Below are 19,441 nucleotides of genomic sequence, written 5' to 3'. Positions count from 1 at the left end.
AGGAAGAATGATGAACCCACAAGAACCAACCACTTTTTACGCAGTCAACGCCTTTACTGGTGAGCCTCTACCCACAGCGTTTCCGGTACATGGAGAGCAAGAAGTTAATCAAGCCGCCTCAGCCGCCCAAAACGTTGCGCGTGAGTTTCGCCAACTAAGCAATGCAAAGCGAGCGAGCTTACTTTGCTCTATCGCCTCTGAATTGGAAGTGAAGAGTGAAGAAATCGTTGCTCGTGCTCATTTAGAAACTGCCCTTCCCGAAGCACGTTTAAGCGGTGAAATAGGACGTACCGCCAACCAATTACGACTATTTGCCGAGGTTGTGAGCTCGGGTAATCACCATCAAGCAATTTTCGATACGCCAAACCCAGACCGTCAACCACTGCCGAAACCAGATATTCGTCGTCAGCAAATCGCAATTGGCCCTGTCGCCGTGTTTGGTGCGTCTAATTTTCCGCTCGCATTTTCTACTGCAGGTGGTGATACGGCTTCGGCACTGGCAGCTGGCTGTCCTGTGATTGTAAAAGGCCATACCGCCCACCCTGGCACCAGTCAACTTGTTGCTGAGTGTATTGAGGCTGCACTGGAGAAAGAGTGCTTACCGCAAGCCATCTTCACGCTATTGCAAGGCAACAAACGCGCACTTGGCCAAGCACTCGTTACCCATCCAAAAATTAAAGGGGTTGGTTTTACAGGCTCAGTCGGTGGTGGCCGTGCGCTGTTTAACCTAGCTCAGCAAAGACCAGAGCCAATCCCCTTCTATGGCGAACTAGGGGCGATTAACCCAACATTTATTCTCCCTTCAGCCATACGAGCAAACGCATCATTGGCTGAAGAGTTTGTGGCTTCTATGACTTTGGGCTGTGGACAATTTTGTACAAAACCAGGCGTTGTACTTGTCTTGAATAGCCCAGAAACGCAAGCCTTTATCGAAACTGCTCAAGGGTTAATTCGACAACAATCAACGGCCACTTTGCTAACGCAAGGAATCCGAGAAACGTATGAATCAGAAGTTAACAAGCGAGCTTCCGAAACGGGCATTAATGTAACTCGCTCTGAACAAGCAGAAGTGACCAATGTCGCACCAGTACTGTTCGTGACGGACAGTAAAAACTGGCGTAAAAACCCACAATGGGAGGAAGAAATATTTGGTCCTCAATCGTTAATCGTAATCTGTGAAGATTTCGATAACATGTTGAAACTGAGTGATTCACTGACTGGCTCGCTCACCGCAACCCTTCACGCTACCGCTGAAGACGAAGAACAAGCCAAGCAACTGCTTCCAAGTTTGGAAGAAATCGCCGGACGCCTTGTATTCAACGGTTGGCCAACTGGCGTCGAGGTTGGTTACGCTATGGTTCATGGTGGACCATATCCTGCTTCAACCAATTCTGCCTCAACATCTGTCGGTGCGGAGGCTATTCATCGTTGGTTGCGTCCGGTCGCTTATCAAGCTTTGCCAGAATCTTTATTGCCGGATTCATTAAAAGCGTCGAACCCACTGGGTATTCAACGCGCCATAGATGGCAGAGTGTCCCAATAAGCTCACCAAATGGCTCAAAAAGGCATCAACTGATGCCTTTTATTTCACTCTACTTCTCAAAACCTTCTTTCCTAGTTGGTTTGTGCCAGAAAAACAATAAACTACTAAAGTAAAATGGATTGGATACAATATTAATTTCACGGGAGACTTCAATGTCACAGAAACCTGTTTTTAAAACGCGCACTCAGCTCGTTGAGGAAGCAATTCGAACTCAGATCTTGAAGGGCGAGTTAAAAACTGGTCAACCTTTACGTCAAGATGCGTTAGCAAAAGAGTTTAATGTTAGCCGAATTCCTGTGCGTGAAGCGTTAGTTCAATTGGAAGCACAAGGACTCGTTAGCTTTGAACCTCACAAAGGTGCGACGGTCACCGAGCTATCTCCAGAGAAAATCAATGAGCTATTTGAACTGCGCGCTGTCGTGGAGTGCCACATTTTAGAGCGTGCGATTCAGAACATGACGGACGCTGACCTAGAACGCGCGCGAGAAGTTCGCGAACGTTTCGAGTCAGTAGTGAACAGTGGCGACGAAGTAGAAGAATGGAGCAACTACAACTACGAGTTCCACAAAGCCCTATATGCGCCAGCCAACATGCCTGAAACTATGGACGTCATTTACAACTTGAACACAAAGTGTGACCGATACATACGTATGCAGCTATTGTTCACAACAGGCATTAAAAAGGCAGAAGAAGAGCACTTAAGCTTGTTTGAAATGTGCCAAAATCGCGATATAGAAGGCGCCAAGTACCTGCTGAAAAAACACATTCTAGAAGCAGGCACAGCGATTCGAAACCTGCTGCTTGAAAGGCAAAATATCAGCCAGTAAACGGAATAACGAATAAGGTGATATTCAAGGATGAATGTTGGACCAAAGTTTTTACTTGCAGCGCTACGACAAAAGATTAAAGAAGAAGGGCTTTGCTATAATTCCTTGTCAGAGAAAAGTGGCATCCCTTTATCTAGTATTAAACGCCACCTACATAATCCTGCTTTAGGTTTGGATAAAGTACTTATTTATCTGAACTACCTGAATACCGATCTCATCGAACTCGCAACCTTAGCCAACGAGCTTCAGCACCAAAACGAGCAAATGCTAACAGATGAAGAGAGCGCCCTTTTCGTTGAGCATCCTTATTTACTTGATTTTATTTATATGCTGACTTCTCGTGATATTAAACCGCAAGAGATAGCCCAAACTTACGAACTTTCTGATACAAGCTTACGATTCTATTTACGTATCGCGGAAATTCTAGGATATGTCGAAAACTTCGGAGACGGCTTGTTTTACCGTTCTGGTCGTCGATTTATTATGGAAGAAGGTACCGCATTGGACACCTTATTCAAAGAGCGATTTCAACAAGAGTCGCTTTCTCATAACATCAACCCAGGTGTGTGTGTCGGTCGTATTAGGCTCACCGAAGAGCAAAAAGTGCAAATAGAGGACGAGCTTTGTAATAAATTAGCGAAACTTAACGCAGTTAACACTTCCAACAATGAAGGTGAACTAACAAATATATTAATGCGCTGCACTCCCGGCGCTCAGATATTTTTCGCTGATGATTTACCCAACATTGACGGAAGCTTATTAAAGCACGTCGCTCAACTCACTAAATTAAGTTAAAGCATCAGATAAATAAATCAAACAAATCCCAGATAACATCATATATCCCTACCAAACTATTGATTCAAAGCGTTTCCTGAATCTAATTCTGATTTTTTATTTAGCGAGCATCGCGTCGTCAACTAAGAGCTTGTCTTAATTTCACACTTACTAATGGTCTTGTTAGCTATTTTGAAATAGACAGAAAACTTAAGTAATGACTAATTTAGCTTAAGTATAAAAGACAACTTTTTTACGTTATTTACCTCACACTATTTAACTATAAATTTGCAGACGAACAAATTAAATTAATACATTCATCTAGCTAATAAAAAAGCAAAACAGATAATTATAATTCTATTATTTATAAGGACATAGAAAAGTGAAATTTAAGTATTCTTTAGCAACGGCAGTCACTCTCGCATTATTACAAGGTTGTGGCGGTGGCGGCGGTGATGGTTCATCTACTCCGTCAACTAGCAGCGCAACCGGACCAACATGGAAAGCCGGTGATTTTAGCCAACCATCAAGCTCGTTTGTCAACCAATGTGAAACCCCACGAGTGGGTCGAGACCCATATAACAATTATGCCGCCTATCCAGATGAATTAGGTTCTGCTTTACACGAAAAACTCTTTTTAAGAGCTTTTACTAACGAAACTTACCTTTGGTATGACGAAGTTCCTGATAATAATCCAGCAAACTACAAAACCGTGACGGATTACTTCAACACATTGGTCACCTCTGCTACTACCACGACTGGTAAACCGAAAGATCGCTTCCACTTTACCGTCCCTTATGAAGATGATATGAAGTCATCGCAATCTGGTTTAGTCGCTGGGTTTGGTTTTAACTGGGCATTCCTACGCGGCGTACAACCTAGAGACGTTCGTATCTCCTATACTGAAGAAGCCTCTCCAGCGGATAGAAGCGGCATTGCTCGTGGTGATAAGCTTCTAAAAATCAATAATATTGATGTGGTTAACACCGGTAGTCAGTCCGACATTGATTTTATTAATAGAACGCTGTTTAACCCTGACATCAATCAAGATTACACCTTCACATTTGAGAGTGTTGACGGCCTAAAGAAAACCGTGACGCTTACCGCCTCTGATGTCATGACTTCTCCAGTTAAAAATGCCAAAGTGATCGCACACAATGGTATGCAGATCGGCTATCTACAATACAACTCATTTGAACCAAGCGCTCAAGCCCCACTTATTGAGGCGTTCAGTACGCTCTCGGCAGAGAATGTTGACGAGATCGTCGTTGATTTACGTTACAACGGCGGTGGCTTAGTCCTTCAGTCCTCGCAAGTAGGCTACATGCTAAGCGGTGCTGGTCAGAACCGAGTCTTCAGTGAGTTGATTCACAACGACAAAGTGATGCGTACCATTAAAGATGGGGATAACATCTATCGCTTTACGAATCTAGCAATAGACTGGGCAGCACAAAAGTATTCGGACCAAGTGCTGCCGACACTGAACAAAAAGCGCGTATATGTGCTGACTTCAGGAGGCACGGCTTCCTCAAGTGAACTGTTGATCAACGCTTTGCGCGGCATTGATGTTGAGGTTATCCAAATAGGCTCAACAACCACAGGTAAACCGTATGGGTTCTCAGCAGAACAAAACTGCGGCACTATGTACTACACTATTCAGTTCAAGTCAGCGAACGAGAAAAAATTTGGCGATTTCTCTGATGGTTTTATTCCTACTCCAAAGAGCCAAATCAATACCGAGCTAGGCTTAAACAATAGAGTGGAAGGTTGCTGGGTCAATGATGACCTAACAAAACCATTAGGCGATCCGTCTGAAGGTATGCTTTCTGCGGCACTAAACTACATGGAAACAGGAACCTGTCCGCCAGTCTCCTCTTCAAGTTTCAACGCCATGCCGCGTAACATTTCATCTCCGGAGTTAAGCGATCTTCGCTCTCCGCTACGAACAGAGGCAATTCATGTTGAGATCAACTAACTTTTTACGAATGCTGATTCGGGTTGCGCTTTTCTTAGGCACTTCGATTTCTTTGATAGGATGTCAAGCTATGTCACAAGAACCCGTTGAAGCATTGAGTAAAAAGAACTCTCCGGAAACAGTCATAGAGATTCAAAATGCGATCGCAGAAATCCAAGGGACACCAGCACCTAGAATCGCAAATAACGTATTTGAATCTTCACCGCATTTGTTGATTGAAAAAGGACGAGTAAAAGGGAATAACAATCAACTGTTGGATGGCAGCTATACGGATCTTCCAGACCAATATACGTTGCAGATAAGAGGTGAAACCTGTGGCTTGTATTACGCCAAAACAGATACCTTTGTCACTCTCAGTTCACTAGATTGTGAGCCCATCATTAAGTTTTAGATCTCCCAAAAAGAGAAGCCCGCTGATATCAGCGGGCTTCCTACTTTATTGTTCAGTGTGAAACGGTCAACGTTACTTTAGTTCAATCCATGCTTTGCGCTGTTGCTTATCCATGTATGACCAAGCTACAAAGCGGCTCACTTTCTGTCCTTGGCTCATTTCAACCACACGAATGGCTTTCACACCCAATTTTTCAAGCTGCTTGCGCATCGGGCGAACGTTGTCTTTTTTGGATATGAGTGTTGTAAACCACAAGACCTGCGCGGCAAAAGCTTGGCTTTCATTCGCCATTTTTCGGATAAACGCCGCTTCTCCGCCTTCACACCACAATTCAGCGTTTTGACCGCCAAAATTCAACGCAGGCTTACTTGTCTTTACTGGTGCGGTTTGAGGTTTTAGCCCTTTCTTACGCTGGTTTGCTTTTAGATTATCGATTTTACGCTGGCTGCCCATAGCGGCATCTTCCGCCGAACGGTGGAATGGCGGATTACATGTCGTCACATCATAACGATCATTCGGTTGAATGATACCTCGATAAATATTGGCATCATTGTGTTGCTGTATTAGTGCAATTTTTCCCGTCAAAACACGATTGTGCTCTACGATCGTTTGAGCCGATTGGATGGATTTTGGATCGACATCGCTGCCCGTATAGTGCCAACCGTATTTTGTTACACCAACAATCGGATAAATACAGTTTGCTCCCACGCCAATGTCCAACGCTTTCACTTTTTGGTGCGTGTACTGACCTTTTACTTCACCATCAAGTAGCTCTGCCACTCGGTGAATGTAATCAGCGCGGCCCGGAATCGGTGGGCAAAGGTAGGTGTCGGGAATGTCCCAGAACTCGATACCATAATACGCAGCAAGCAATGCTTTATTGAGCATTTTAACAGCGTTAGGATCAGAGAAGTTTATGGAGTCTTCCCCTTTCGGATTTTTGATAACGAATGGCTTTAACTGTGGTTCACTTTCCACGAGTTTTTTAAAATCGTAACGACCTCGATGAACATTACGCTCATGCAAACCATTCTTCGCTATTTTTATGAACTCGACTTCGCTCTTTCCTGCAGGCTGCGGAGATTTGCGCGCAACTTTGTCTTTAACACGCTTCGGCTTGGCTTTATTCGCGTCTGTATTCTGAGCCGCCTTTGAAGCCTTTGGCTTTGCTTGCTTCGCGTTGTGATTATTGTTCTTCATTCAAATTCGCTTTTAAATCGAGGTAAATCATAAACAAACGAGCATCAAATTCGAGTTGGTGATACTCAGGCTCCATGTAGCAACATAGCTGATAGAACGCCTTGTCGTGGTTTTTCTCACGAGTATGCGCCAACTCATGTACCACCAGCATTCTTAATAGTGGCTCGGGCGCATCCTTAAATACATTGGCAATGCGAATCTCGTTTTTCGACTTCAGCTTACCGCCATGGTTTCTACTGATAACACTGTGCAAACCAAGCGCATTGTTTACCGCGTGAATTTTCTTATCGTAGACAACTTTACTGATTGGCGCAGCTTTCTTCATGTAGCGGTTTTTGATTGCCATGGCGTACTCATAGAGCGCCCTTTCGCTTTTGATTTGGTGCCTATCGGGATAACGCTTTTCGAACCAAGGAACAAACTTGCCACTCGCTATCAATGAGCTCACCTGCTCTACGATGTTTTGTGGGTAACCTTGAATGTATCGAAGTGACGGATGCATAGAATTAACGTCTGTTATGACAAAATAAAGGCGCTCAATATACCTGAGATAAAGGACAGTTTCACCTTAGCTTTCGCCTTTCATTTATGGTGAAAGGCCGTTAAACTTCGCCTCCCAATGATAATGGAGAGAAATTCAATGAAACGTGTCGTTCTTTACGTCAAAGACAAATGCCCTCACTGCAAAGATGCTCAACGTTATCTGGATTCGAAAAATATTAACTATCGTTTGTGCAATGCTAAGATGCAACGCGGTCGCAAAGAACTTGATGCGCTTGGTGCTCGTTCAGTGCCAGTTTTAAAAATTGGTGATCGAGTAATGATTGGCTGGAACCCAAAGAACTTCGAGAAGATGTACAAAGGCGACTAGTGCTCGAACGATGAATCTGCGCTGCGTTTAAACGTAGCGCTTGATAAAGTCGATAAACGTTCGATCTGCTATTGATAAATACCCTTGCTTGCGCCAAGCAAGTGCCAGATCCAGCGTCACTGGTGGTTCAAACGGCACGCCAACAACGCCTGACTCATGTTGGGTCACCAATTCCAGTAACGCGGTAATCGCAAACTCTTGTTTCACAATACTCAAAATCAAAGGCAGTAAGTTGGTCTCGAATGATGACTTCATGGTAAACCCATGCTCCTCACTCACCTGATCCAAAAATTCACGGTGAAAATAGCCATGCTGAAACATAACCAAATCGTGTTCAAAGAACTCATCAAAAGTAAGAGATTCTCGCTGGGCTAACTCATGCTCAGGTGAAACAACGGCGACCATTTGGCTAGTAAATAAATGGTCAGTTTCTAGGTCATCAGGCACATTATCACAACTGATCACACCGATATCGAGTTGACCATTAAGCAGCATACGACGAATCGATTGAGTCCCAGCTTCGACCAAGGTCAATTTTAACTCCGGGAACTGGCTTTTAAACGCCATCACAATTCGTGGAAAGAAATAACTGCCCATCATTGATGGCGTCCCGAGCCTTACTTCGCCTTTCGCTAAACCTTTCAACTCATCAATCGCGAGCTGCGCGTCGTGCAACTGTTGAATCACCCGCTTAGCATGTACAAGTAGCGTTTCGCCCTCTTTCGTTAAGCTGATTTTTTTATCATCACGGCGAAATAGGGTAACGCCCAAAGACTGCTCAAACTTTTTGATAGAAATGCTTAATGCGGGCTGGGCAATATGCAGGGCTTTCGCCGCATGGGTAATGTTTCCGTGTTCAGCGACCGCCAGAAAATGTTTAAGTTGTTTCGATTCCATTAGATCAAAAGTATATGGTGTCCATATTTTTAATATATTTTTTTAATTTACAATGAACTGATAGATTGATCACAGTCTCTCCATTTGCTCACATTAGGCAGGATTCATGGTCAGTTTTGGCACACCGGAATACAAACGCATTACGCTCTCGCTAGCGCTTGGTTCCTTCTTGGTTTTTTCAAATTTATACCTACTACAGCCAATGCTGCCCACTTTTGCCCAAATTTTCACGATCTCAGAAACGCAAGTGAACTGGTTATTTGCGGCCTCAACACTTGCTCTCTCTTTTAGCCTCGTTCCAATGGCTGTGTTGTCAGAGTCAGTGGGACGAAAGCCAGTCATGATGGCCGGTCTGTTTTCGATTCCTACCCTTTCCGCTTTGATGCTGTTTGGTGACTCATTCCTGTTTTTGGTGGTATGTCGAGCATTGATCGGTGTCGCGCTCGCCGCTTTTGCTGCGGTCGCCGTGGCTTACATGGCAGAAGAGCTCGACAAGCACGCTTTCTCGATGGCAATTGGAACGTACATTGCGGCTAACTCATTAGGCGGTATTGCAGGGCGTATTAGCGGCGGCTTATTGGCGGACAATTTCAGTGTTGATGTCGCCATTGAAGTTATGATGGTGTTCACTCTTCTTGGTGTCATTGGCGTTCACTATTTATTGCCAAGACAGCGCAACTTCACCCCGTCATCAAGCAGCTTGCGCCATCAAAATCGTGCGCTTATTGGTCATTTTAAAAACCAACGCGTGTGGTTCGCGATGCTGATAGGAGGACTCAACTTTGCTTTGTTCGTCAACCTTTATTCCGTAATGGGTTTCCGTCTGGTGAGTGAACCTCACAATGTGCCCGTCGGGTTGGCCTCACTGATCTTTATTTGTTACTTGGGAGGGACTTTCTCCTCTCGTTGCGCAGGCCACTGGAGTAAACGTTATTCCTCAATCCTCGGTATGTTCTTGGGCGCGATAGTGAGCATGACGGGGATGTGGATTGCGGCGGTTGAAAGCTTGACTGCAATGCTATTTGGGTTGTTGCTGATAAGTTTTGGTGCCTTCTTTACTCATACCCTCGCCTACGGTTGGGTCGGTCAGAACGCCACTCGCGCCAAAGCCACCGCGACAGCGCTCTACTTAGTACACTACTACGTAGGCGGTAGCTTAGGAGGATTCTTACTTCTTTATTGTTGGCAGCATGGTGGTTGGTCGAGTGTTCTTATGGGGGGAAGCGCAGTCTACCTAGCGATGTTTGCTGCGATTGCGTATTTGAAACACATTGCCGAAAGAAAGCATACTGACCAAACACCTGACGCTGCGAGTTTAAAGAGTAGCTAAGTTGCGCTCATTTGCGTAATACCTCTCTGGTTACTTGGATAACCAACTCTGCTATGCTTGCGCTACTTTAATAAAAACCAGAAAGTCGTATGTCAACGCGTTCAACACAAAACACAGATATCGAAGCGATCACTCAACAGGTCGATCAATGGCTCAACGATGTGGTAATCGGACTCAACCTTTGTCCGTTTGCTGCCAAACCGCAACGTAATAAACAAATCAAAATCTTTGTTAGTGAAGCGACTCAAGAAGAAGCGCTTCTTGAAGATATTTTATTGCAGCTGATTGAGCTGAGTAACACAGAACCCGAACAACTTGAGACCACGTTGGTTGTGGTTCCCAACATGCTACAAGATTTCTGGGACTACAACTTTTGTATCGATTGGGTTGAAGGATTAATTAAGCAACAAAACTGGGAAGGCATTTTCCAAGTGGCGACTTTCCATCCTGATTACTGTTTTGGCGGCGCAAGGCCTGAAGACGACGAAAACCTGACCAATCGTTCTCCTTACCCGATCTTCCATTTGATTCGCGAAGAGAGTATGGAAAAAGTACTAAAACACTATCCTGATCCTGAATCCATTCCCGATTCAAACATCGCTCGTGTTTCCGCCCTTTCAGAGGAAGAACGTAAAAAGCTGTTCCCTTACCTATTTCGTTAAGCACCACCATTCCCCAAAGGCAGATTTATCACCAGTTAGATGCAATGCCCTTGGGGTTCAAAGTGCGGTTTGATATCATTGCTGCTTCAATCGATTCAATGGAAATTAGAATGCAACTGTCAAAGCTAACCCAAGAGATTTTTGATCACTTATACCGTGATATCACCGAGTTCCGTAGTACGTTCGACTTACCAGTCGCAGACGCTGCAAGCCTTGATGCGCAAGCAGACACACTACACACCTCTTTGGCGATCGAAGAGCTAACAGAGCTAGCAGAAGCAGATTGTAAAACTGAGCAAGCAGATGCCATCGTAGACAGCGTGTATGTATTAATGGGCCGTCTCGTTCATCTTGGCCACAGCAAAGTAGAAGACAACCTGGCGATCAGCTACTTAATTGATCTTCTATTAAACGTTGCGGTAAACCGTGGTATCGAATTTATTCCTTGCTGGGATGAAGTACATTCAAGCAACATGAGCAAAGTATGCCGTAACGAGCAAGAGTACTCAGAAACAGAGGCATTCTACGCGGAACAAGGCATCAAGTTGATGGCGGTACAGAAAGGTGAATACATCATCGCAAAATGCGCCGAAGATTTCGTATCGGAAGGTAAAACCATTCGTAAAGGCAAAGTACTCAAATCAGTTTACTACCGCCCAGCAGATCTAAAACCGCTAACTCAGTAAGCGTTGAGTTTGGCTATCTCGATTAAAAAAACGACCTCAAGTAGGTCGTTTTATTGTCTCTTAAATACTAATCAAAGATTAAATAAGGTTGCTCATCTACGATGACCTTTTTGACTTGAGTATTGAATACTTCCCCGAGGGCTTCTTCCGTTAGCACAGTATCGGCATTTCCTGATGAGTGCAGCACACCGTTGTTAAGCAGCAATACTTTATCTGCGTGCTTTAATGTGCGGTTGAGATCGTGATTAGCAACCAATACTCCAATTCCCTGCGCCGCCATAGCGTTAATCAATTGATAGAGCAGACCCTCTTGCGCAATATCTAACGGTGCTGCTGGCTCATCCAAAATTAAAAACTGCGAAAAAGGATTAATGGTACGCCACACCTGCAAACATACACCTGCTAATCGGACACGTTGCCACTCACCGCCGGATAATGTTTGAATACTGCGATGAAGCTTATCTTGCAGCTGTACCAGCTCCACCACCATATTGACGGCATCACGCACTTTGATATCCGCAATCTCAGCGCCACTCGGTAGAGATAGGGCGAGATACTGAAAAACATCGACATTAAATGCAGGGCGTGATTGCTGACACAAATAACCTCGAACATGAGCTTGCTCTGACAACGGTAAAGTAAGCAAGTTTTTGTCGCCAACGTACACTTCACCACTCATACCCTCTCGGTGGCTTAACGTACCAGAAATAGCAGCCAATAAAGTGCTCTTACCGGAACCATTAGGCCCAACAACATGTACGATTTCGCCTGCTTTGCATTCAAAAGAAAGAGGCAATAATCGACTACCAACCGACATATGTTTAACGTGCATCATGACTCTTCACCAGCATCCAGATGAAAATAGGTGCGCCAATCGATGTTGTCATGACACCTAAAGGTAACTCTGCGGAGTCCAATAACAGTCTTGCGCCGATGTCAGCAAATACAAGCAACGCAGCACCAGATATTGCAGAAAGTGGCAATAAATAACGGTTTTCCGTACCAAAAGCCAAACGCAACAAGTGCGGGACCACCAAACCAACAAAACTGATGATGCCACCCAAAGCGACTGAACTCCCCACCAAGACAGAAATGGCGAGGATCAGTTTCCAACGCATTTGATGCACATCGACTCCCAATTGGGTCGCATGAATCTCACCAAGCATCAATTTATCAAGCGACTTGCCTTTGCAACACAACCAGATAAGCACCGGCAGCATCACCAAGGTAACGGTATGTTGATACCAACTTGCGCCACCAATACTGCCCATTAACCAATACATCAGTTGGCGTAGGCTAAGATCATCACTGAAGTAAAATGCCCACGTCACAATCGCGCTCGATAAAATACCCAATGCGACACCAACCAAAAGCAATCGAGCCGTCGTCAGGTGCATTGCCCTTGCTATCGCTACCAAAACAAACGTGAACACCATCGAGCCTGCAATCGCTGCCAACATAAAAACAATCGGGGTAGGAAGAACAGGTGACGCGAACATGATTAAGACCATTGCTAAGCTTGCACCACCAGATATACCGAGTACGCCGGGTTCAGCCAACACGTTCCCAAGCAACACTTGTAACGTCGCGCCAGATACCGCTAACGCAGCACCAATAATTGCCGCAGACACCAACCTCGGTAAACGCAAGTCCACCAGTAGCTTATGTTCAAATGCAGATAAAGATTGAAAAGGAGAAAGGAAAATTTCTCCGACCATCAAGTGGATGGCAGAGAGTACAGCGAGCACGATCGACATAACCATCAGGTTACGTTGCCAGCGTCGTTCCTTGTTCAGGATAAGTTGTTGAAAATCCATAGCGGCCGATAAAAACAAACGAGGCTTAACCTTACAGTTAAGCCTCGGTAAATTGCAATTAACTTCTCAAAGCAATGTTGGATTAATCGTAAACCAACTCACCCTCTTCAAAACGGGTTTTCACTTCACAAACCATCAGAGCTGCACGTTGACCTATCGCGACGTGGCGGTTCGGGAAGACAATCGCTTCGTTTTCATTCTTCGCCATTAATGGTTTGTCGCCATCATGACCAAACACTTCGCCGTGAACAAATGAAGTGAAGTTTTCAACATTGTCGTCGAACATAAAGTCAAAGTCTTCGTTCAGGCGAACGATTGTGCGACTTACGCGATATTTAATGCATGGTTTTGGTAGGTGTTCTGGCTTCGTTTCCGCAATCAAATTACGTAAAGACAAATCAAACGCGGTCAGTTTATCGAGGTCATTTTCACCAATACGAGCCACACGACCAAGCTCCATCGTCAGAGCCTGCGCACCAAAGTTCTCGGCACTGTACCAGCTAAACGTACTCGATGGTGAGTTTGATAAGAGCACAGCTTCAATGTGTGCACTGTCCAAGAAATCGATTAATGCCTTGCTTCGCACAGGATGACGAGTCTTAGGACTCACTGCAAACGTATAGTGCTTCGAACCTCTAATCGCGCAGTGTAAATCAAGGTGCCAGCGTGTTGTCGGGTCGGTATCCTGATAAAAATCTCGAACAAGCAGCTTAAGCGTATCAGCGATGACAAGCTCTTTTGTCTGTTTGTGTTCTTTTTCGTCAAACAGACGGTTGAGGTTTTCTTCAAGGAATCGCGTGTGCGCCAGAGTGGATTCTGGGTGAGCGATAATGAACAGACAACGGGTATCGACCGTCTGGAACCCAGATTCTATGTCTTGAATAATGGAATCCACCAGCTCCATCGGTGCGGTTTCATCTCCGTGAACCCCACAAGAGATGATGATGTTCTTCGTATCCTGAGTATAATTCGCAGGGATTACTTCTAATACACCACGCTGATAGAGTTTAAGTTTTACACCGTTAGAAAGCACCTGCTCCGCTGGTGCAACATCGATATGAACATCTAACGTGTCAGTTAAAAACGATTGGCGAAAGAGAGACTTCGTCATGCGTTACTCCTTAATAGCACGGCGGGTATGTTAATAAATTGTACAAAGGATTTTTGTTGCTGCGATCTCACTTATGAGTAGAAATCACTATTTCCCTCGAAAATCCGATACCTTTTCGCGCCAGGCACTCAAATCAAGCATTGAGGCGTTTAATTTTTAAACAATTACAAAGTGTTAGGGCTGTGAACTTTACCACAGCCCTGATTAAGATCATTATGATTTGATCAAATTTTTGTAGCTATAAAGCAGATTATGCCTCAACACTGCGAAAAACTTAGCCGCGCTGTGCGAGTAAACGCTCAAACTCATCGACTTTGTCACGCACTAGCTCAACGCTCTGCTGCCAAAACGTTGGCTGGGTTAAATCCATAGACAGATGCTTTTCGACAACATCTTCCGCCATCATGCAGCCAGTATCGCGCAGCAAATTGATGTAATCGGTGTAAAACGCTTCGCCTTTGGTTTCTCGCTGTGCATAAATACCCTTGCTGAATAAGAAACCAAATAGGTATGGGTAGTTATAAAAGCTCACACTATCGATAGAAAAATGTAACTTGCTTGCCCAGAAGTACGGATCCGGCTCGCTCATTACGTCGCCATACCATTCTTTCCAAGTTTCAGACATCAACTCACAGAATTCATCTGCGGTAAACTCTCCATCCTGGCGGCGTTCATAGAACGATTTCTCAAACTCATAGCGGACCGGAATGTTGATCATTAAAGCTAGCGCAGATGACAACTCTTCCCACAACATCTCTAGCTTTTCATCGACGCTCTCCGCTTTCGAAATCAAATGATCACGAACGATGTTTTCTGCAAAAATAGAGGCGGTTTCTGCTAACGTCATTGGATAGTAAGTTTGGCAAAGTGGCAAATCACGAATAACCCAGTTATGGAACGCATGGCCAAGTTCATGTGCAAGAGTCATCAGGTCTGAACGGCTGCCACTCCAAGTCATAAACACAAGTGGTGTTCGCGTTGCTGGCAGTTTGGTGCAGTATGCGCCAAGACGCTTGTTAGCATTTGGCGCGGCATCAATCCAACCATTTTGTACCATCAAACGGACAAACTCCGACATCTCAGGGTTTACTGTTTCAAATGCTTCACAAATAACATCAATCGCTTCATCAAAGTCGTAGACCTTCGCTTCACCGCTCAAAGCAGGCATAGCCGCCAGATGATTCCAAGGTTTCATCTCATCCAGACCATGTACTTTCGCCATCAATAAACCCGCTTTCTGACCAATAGCTCGACTGTCTTTGGCTACGGTCATCATCGCATTTAAAGTTTCAGCTTGGATTCGGCTACCATGCAAACTCGGCTCTAGGAAGTGAACTTCACGCTTCGTCGAACGCTTTTTGTTTTCAGTTAAACGCCACCCTGCTAACGCATTTAAAATCGCAGCGAATGATTCTTGGTGCGTTTGCATTGCATCTTGTACGCCTCGCCACGCGGCTTCTTGACGCTCGAATTCAGAACCATAAAGAATGCTTGCCGCTTGAGAAAACCCAAGCTCTTCACTCTTACCATCTGCGTACTCAAGCTTCACTTTCAATGAGCCAGTCAGATTATCGTATAGGTTACCCCAAGCCGATTTACCATCCACACTCATCGCAGCCAGTAACTGTTCTTCTGCGTTGCTAAGACGAGTATCCGCCAACTTTCTAGAATTCAAGATAGAAAAAGCTTGCCCACTGATATCTGGATTCTCATGGTCTAACACACGCAAGATAAACTCTTCGTCGGCATGCGTTAATGTCAAATCAAAGGGACTGAACGCTTGAGAAAGCTCCGAAAAGATGCGGGTCATTTTACCAAGTAACGATTTCGCTTCGGCGTTTGTTGCATCAACAGAAGCATAACAACTCGCAAAATTTGCAACTGTGCCCGCTAAACGACTCGCGGCTTCATTGGTCAAAATCGCATTTTGCATGATCTCTACGTTGCCGCAATCTGCTGATTGTTTATTCAAAAGATCAATACATTGTTCCACAAGAGCAATATCGTCTTGAATTCGTGGGTCAGAAAGGTCGTTATAAACGATGGACAAATCCCAACTCGGCGTTGTCATTTCTATATTTCCTTTTTATGTAACTGAGTCAATTTTCGCTTCCTGCACCTAGCAGATGGGCTTCCACTGACATCTTCCGTGACTATGCCCATAAGCAGTATCGCTTTGGGCATTTTAATATTTATAAATTAACGAGTTAAAAGAGGTACGCCAATCGAACGCACCGAGGCGTAAATTTGCTCATCTATGGTCATTGTTATATGCGTGACAGAAGCGTTTCCTATCGACAACGTCGAATACCACTTGGGGTTACGCCAATCTAACTCCAATACATGAGCAAGAATCATACGAATGACGCCACCATGCGTGACGATAAGTAGATTGTCATTGATATCGTTGATGATTTGAGACCAAACGCGACATATGCGCTCAGAAAATGTGCTTAAGCTCTCAGCGTTCGGCAACGTATGTTGTGCTGGCGATTGCCAAAAAGCATCTAGCTTTTTCCACTGCTCAGTGAGCATATCAAAAGGCATACCATCAAAATCACCAAATGCCATCTCTTGTAAAGATTCATCCGTCATTACTGGTAATAATTGCTGTTCAGCAATTATATTTGCCAGTTCTTGACAACGTGAAAGAGGAGAACAAATCACTCCACCCACACCTCGTCCACTCTCAACCCAAGCCCGAGCAATGCTTTCTTGGTCAGCAGGCGTAACTTTCACATCCGTTTGGCCATGGAGTCCTGGTGGAGCGTCTACTTTTCCATGACGCACAAGATAGATATTGAGTGTTTTCATTTTGTTCCATCCTACTCTTTAAGAACCAACGGCAAGCCAGCAGCGACAAAGGTAACGCGATGACAAACACTGGCTAGTTTTTGATTCATCCGTCCTGCATTATCCATAAAGTAACGACTAACCACCCCCAAAGGCACAATGCCCATTCCAACCTCGTTAGAGACGAATATTAACGTCGCATCTGAACCACGTACCACCTGTATAAGCTTTTCAATTTCTGCTTCTAGCTTCTCATTGGAACATTCATCACCTAACTCAAATAACCAATTATTGAGCCACAAGGTTAAACAATCGACCAATACAACATCGGTGGTAGCGAAACTTGTCAGTAACTCAGATAAATGAAGGGGGCATTCATGCTCTTGCCACTCGCCCCCTCGTTGCTTTTGATGATGCGCTATTCGCTCTCGCATTTCTTGGTCAAATGGCAGCGCGGTTGCAACATAATGTAATGAGTGTTGATAAGTGGTCGATAATTGCTTGGCTGTTTTTTCCGCCAAATGCGACTTCCCAGAGCGCGCGCCACCGAGTATCAATTGCTTCATAAGATGTGATAAAACCCAATCATAGTGAGATAAACAAGCAGTTCCGATAGCTGCTGCGCTGCGCCAAGACAATCCCCCGTAAAGCCGCCAATTCGCTTGGTTAACCAACGTTTGAACATCAAACGAAATACCACGAGAACAAGCGATATAAAGATCGCCTGCGTGATACCAAGCACAAGCAATGTTATGCCACCAGTAAACAACAAAATGGAGACTTCTAAAGAAGACTGGTTATTTGCCAGCGGTTTACTTTTCGACGTATCACTGTCACTGACATAAGGCATGTCATAAATAAGCGTCGCGGCTAGTGCTCGGCTTGCGGTATAAGCGACGACAATGACCAACCAAAACTGCGGCAAGTTAGCCAGTTCACTCCAAAAAACATACTTAGCCAATAACGCCATAATGAGAGTGGCTGCACCATAAGTGCCAATGCGGCTGTCCTTCATAATAGAGAGGCGTCGCTCGACAGTCATGCCACCGCCAATGCCATCCGCCATATCAGTCAAGCCGTCTTCGTGAAATGCCCCTGTTAACAATAAGCTAAACACCATCGTTAATACTATGGCAACCGATTCTGGGAAAAGAATTGAGGTGAGCGAAAATACCAGAGCACAAAGCGCTCCAAGCACGAGACCAACTAACGCGAAGTAACGACCGGCCTGATTCATGCGTTCTTCACTGTATGGCAACGCTTGGGGTACGGGTAAGCGACTAAAAAAACTGATAGCTAATAGAAACAACTCCCACTGGTATCTTAACGATGACGACGTGACGTTCTCAGAATTATCAGGGGCTGACACTATACTGTAACTCCTGCACTCTCAAAGCTCGCCATCTTGTTGTAAAACTGGGCAGCAGCTTTTAACAAGGGTAAGGCAAGAGCGGCTCCGGTTCCCTCCCCTAATCGTAAACCAAGATCGAGTAGAGGTTCTGCTTTTAGGTACTCTAATACAAACTTATGTCCATTTTCTTCGGAGCGGTGGGCAAACAACATGTATTCGCGTGCTTCTTCGTCTAGCAACGTTGCTATATACGCAGCAACCGATACGATAAACCCATCCACTAAAGCTGGAATTTTAAGCCGCTTGGCTTCTAAAAAAGCACCTACCATTTGTACGATTTCAAAGCCTCCAACCTGTGCGAGAATCGCTTTAGTATCAAGACCTCGACATCGGTTCACGCCCTGTGCCACTAGTTTATATTTACGGCTCAACTGCTGTTGATTGATTCCTGTACCGACACCAACACAATAGTCAATATCTAATGAACTCAGCGCCGATAACAGTGCGGAAGCCGAACTGGTGTTACCAATGCCCATCTCACCGAACATCAATAGATTTGAGCCAGACAAAATGGTTTGCTCAGCAATCTTCGCACCATACTCTAAACCTAGCGCCACTTGTTCTGGGGACATCGCTGATTGTTTAGAGAAATTAGCCGTACCGTTACCCAACCGTTGTTCAACCAAGTTTGGATGAAACTTAAATTCTGGAACCAGCACATCAATAGGTGCCAACATGCCGCAATCTATTACTTTGAGTTGGATGCCATTGATGTCGCAAAAGCAGTTGATGGCTGCGCCGCCGGCGAGAAAGTTAGCCACCATTTGCTGAGTGACTTCGCTTGGCGCAATGCTTACGCCCTCCTCTGCAACGCCGTGATCTCCAGCAAATACCAGCATGCTCGGTTTACAGATAGCGATGGAATCAACTGGCTGAGGTTTATCCTGACTTTGAATAAGAGCTAGCTGTAGTGCCACCTTTTCCAATAAGCCTAAAGAACCGACGGGTTTGGTTTTGTTATCTATGCGCGCTTGTATCTCCGCAGCAAAAGAGTCATCCATTTTTTACGTTCCTTTGATGTTGTCTGGGTGAGAGGTGTTCTGTTGTTCAAGAGGTCTTGTTCAGCGACAGTTTTTGCGCACCCACTATTGTATACCCTTGCATCCGCTTGGGGCAGCGCTAATCAAGTTTATCTCAGGATAGTCTGCCGAGT

Annotated in this window: 20 protein-coding genes; 9 read left to right on the top strand and 11 right to left on the bottom strand. The window is 44.9% G+C overall.

Annotated elements, in window-relative coordinates; genetic code table 11:
* Positions 1 to 10: 10 nt before the first annotated feature.
* The 5 genes from NB463_RS20600 to NB463_RS20580 all read left to right on the top strand — a co-directional run bounded on the left by NB463_RS20600 (position 11) and on the right by NB463_RS20580 (position 5,510).
* Positions 11 to 1,543, top strand: coding sequence for an aldehyde dehydrogenase (NADP(+)) (locus NB463_RS20600; protein WP_258432576.1), 1,533 nt, complete (start codon positions 11 to 13; stop codon positions 1,541 to 1,543).
* Positions 1,544 to 1,695: 152 nt separating this feature from the next.
* Positions 1,696 to 2,370, top strand: a complete 675-nt coding sequence (locus NB463_RS20595) for a GntR family transcriptional regulator (RefSeq protein WP_005377862.1) — start codon at positions 1,696 to 1,698, stop codon at positions 2,368 to 2,370.
* Positions 2,371 to 2,400: 30 nt separating this feature from the next.
* Entirely contained in the window at positions 2,401 to 3,165 is a 765-nt protein-coding gene (locus NB463_RS20590; protein WP_258432545.1) for a transcriptional regulator, read from the top strand.
* A gap of 361 nt (positions 3,166 to 3,526) precedes the next feature.
* Positions 3,527 to 5,119 carry a S41 family peptidase gene (locus tag NB463_RS20585; protein ID WP_005397753.1) on the top strand — a complete coding sequence of 531 codons (1,593 nt, stop codon included), beginning with the start codon at positions 3,527 to 3,529 and terminating at the stop codon, positions 5,117 to 5,119.
* Between the two features lie 70 nt (positions 5,120 to 5,189).
* Positions 5,190 to 5,510, top strand: coding sequence for a hypothetical protein (locus NB463_RS20580; RefSeq protein ID WP_053350410.1), 321 nt, complete (start codon positions 5,190 to 5,192; stop codon positions 5,508 to 5,510).
* Positions 5,511 to 5,582: 72 nt separating this feature from the next.
* On the opposite strand, the gene rlmF is transcribed toward NB463_RS20580, so the two are convergent.
* Positions 5,583 to 6,710 carry a 23S rRNA (adenine(1618)-N(6))-methyltransferase RlmF gene (gene rlmF / locus NB463_RS20575; protein ID WP_258432383.1) on the bottom strand — a complete coding sequence of 376 codons (1,128 nt, stop codon included), beginning with the start codon at positions 6,708 to 6,710 and terminating at the stop codon, positions 5,583 to 5,585.
* The gene (locus NB463_RS20570) at positions 6,697 to 7,212 is read right to left on the bottom strand and encodes a M48 metallopeptidase family protein (protein ID WP_005377870.1); all 516 of its coding nucleotides are present in this window, start codon (positions 7,210 to 7,212) and stop codon (positions 6,697 to 6,699) included. The genes rlmF and NB463_RS20570 overlap by 14 nt, the downstream gene beginning before the upstream one ends.
* Before the next feature lie 138 nt (positions 7,213 to 7,350).
* Between NB463_RS20570 and NB463_RS20565 the strand changes: the two genes are divergently transcribed.
* Positions 7,351 to 7,581 carry a glutaredoxin family protein gene (locus tag NB463_RS20565; RefSeq protein ID WP_005377871.1) on the top strand — a complete coding sequence of 77 codons (231 nt, stop codon included), beginning with the start codon at positions 7,351 to 7,353 and terminating at the stop codon, positions 7,579 to 7,581.
* Positions 7,582 to 7,608: 27 nt separating this feature from the next.
* Here the strand turns inward: NB463_RS20565 and NB463_RS20560 are convergent, their stop codons facing one another.
* Positions 7,609 to 8,478, bottom strand: a complete 870-nt coding sequence (locus NB463_RS20560; protein ID WP_054866061.1) for a LysR family transcriptional regulator — start codon at positions 8,476 to 8,478, stop codon at positions 7,609 to 7,611.
* A 106-nt stretch (positions 8,479 to 8,584) separates the two neighbouring features.
* On the opposite strand from NB463_RS20560, the gene NB463_RS20555 reads away from it, so the two are divergent.
* The 3 genes from NB463_RS20555 to NB463_RS20545 all read left to right on the top strand — a co-directional run bounded on the left by NB463_RS20555 (position 8,585) and on the right by NB463_RS20545 (position 11,156).
* Positions 8,585 to 9,808 (top strand): MFS transporter, encoded by a 1,224-nt coding sequence (locus tag NB463_RS20555; RefSeq protein ID WP_258432237.1) that lies wholly within the window; start codon positions 8,585 to 8,587, stop codon positions 9,806 to 9,808.
* A gap of 89 nt (positions 9,809 to 9,897) precedes the next feature.
* Positions 9,898 to 10,470, top strand: a complete 573-nt coding sequence (locus NB463_RS20550) for a DUF1415 domain-containing protein (protein ID WP_258432238.1) — start codon at positions 9,898 to 9,900, stop codon at positions 10,468 to 10,470.
* A gap of 110 nt (positions 10,471 to 10,580) precedes the next feature.
* Complete coding sequence (locus NB463_RS20545; protein ID WP_005397767.1) at positions 10,581 to 11,156, top strand: nucleoside triphosphate pyrophosphohydrolase family protein; 576 nt, start codon at positions 10,581 to 10,583, stop codon at positions 11,154 to 11,156.
* 67 nt (positions 11,157 to 11,223) lie between these two features.
* On the opposite strand, the gene btuD is transcribed toward NB463_RS20545, so the two are convergent.
* From btuD to cobT, 8 genes are all read right to left on the bottom strand, one after another.
* The gene (gene btuD, locus NB463_RS20540; protein WP_134646785.1) at positions 11,224 to 11,991 is read right to left on the bottom strand and encodes a vitamin B12 ABC transporter ATP-binding protein BtuD; all 768 of its coding nucleotides are present in this window, start codon (positions 11,989 to 11,991) and stop codon (positions 11,224 to 11,226) included.
* Positions 11,978 to 12,973, bottom strand: a complete 996-nt coding sequence (gene btuC / locus NB463_RS20535) for a vitamin B12 ABC transporter permease BtuC (protein ID WP_053807303.1) — start codon at positions 12,971 to 12,973, stop codon at positions 11,978 to 11,980. Before btuC ends, btuD begins: the two co-directional genes overlap by 14 nt.
* Positions 12,974 to 13,055: 82 nt before the next feature.
* The gene (locus tag NB463_RS20530) at positions 13,056 to 14,084 is read right to left on the bottom strand and encodes a succinylglutamate desuccinylase (protein ID WP_005377878.1); all 1,029 of its coding nucleotides are present in this window, start codon (positions 14,082 to 14,084) and stop codon (positions 13,056 to 13,058) included.
* A gap of 274 nt (positions 14,085 to 14,358) precedes the next feature.
* Complete coding sequence (locus NB463_RS20525) at positions 14,359 to 16,155, bottom strand: M3 family oligoendopeptidase (protein WP_258432240.1); 1,797 nt, start codon at positions 16,153 to 16,155, stop codon at positions 14,359 to 14,361.
* A gap of 128 nt (positions 16,156 to 16,283) precedes the next feature.
* Positions 16,284 to 16,898, bottom strand: a complete 615-nt coding sequence (gene cobC, locus NB463_RS20520; RefSeq protein ID WP_258432242.1) for an alpha-ribazole phosphatase — start codon at positions 16,896 to 16,898, stop codon at positions 16,284 to 16,286.
* Positions 16,899 to 16,909: 11 nt separating this feature from the next.
* Entirely contained in the window at positions 16,910 to 17,443 is a 534-nt protein-coding gene (gene cobU / locus NB463_RS20515) for a bifunctional adenosylcobinamide kinase/adenosylcobinamide-phosphate guanylyltransferase (RefSeq protein WP_258432243.1), read from the bottom strand.
* The gene (locus NB463_RS20510) at positions 17,440 to 18,246 is read right to left on the bottom strand and encodes an adenosylcobinamide-GDP ribazoletransferase (RefSeq protein ID WP_258432244.1); all 807 of its coding nucleotides are present in this window, start codon (positions 18,244 to 18,246) and stop codon (positions 17,440 to 17,442) included. The genes cobU and NB463_RS20510 overlap by 4 nt, the downstream gene beginning before the upstream one ends.
* Entirely contained in the window at positions 18,246 to 19,289 is a 1,044-nt protein-coding gene (gene cobT, locus NB463_RS20505) for a nicotinate-nucleotide--dimethylbenzimidazole phosphoribosyltransferase (protein WP_258432246.1), read from the bottom strand. Before cobT ends, NB463_RS20510 begins: the two co-directional genes overlap by 1 nt.
* Between the last annotated feature and the right edge of the window lie 152 nt (positions 19,290 to 19,441).

The sequence above is a fragment of the Vibrio sp. RM-41-2B genome, from assembly GCF_024744415.1.
GTDB classification, from domain to species: domain Bacteria; phylum Pseudomonadota; class Gammaproteobacteria; order Enterobacterales; family Vibrionaceae; genus Vibrio; species Vibrio diabolicus.
Note: the sequence above shows the minus strand (reverse complement) of the source record. Positions and strands in the feature narration are given on the sequence as shown.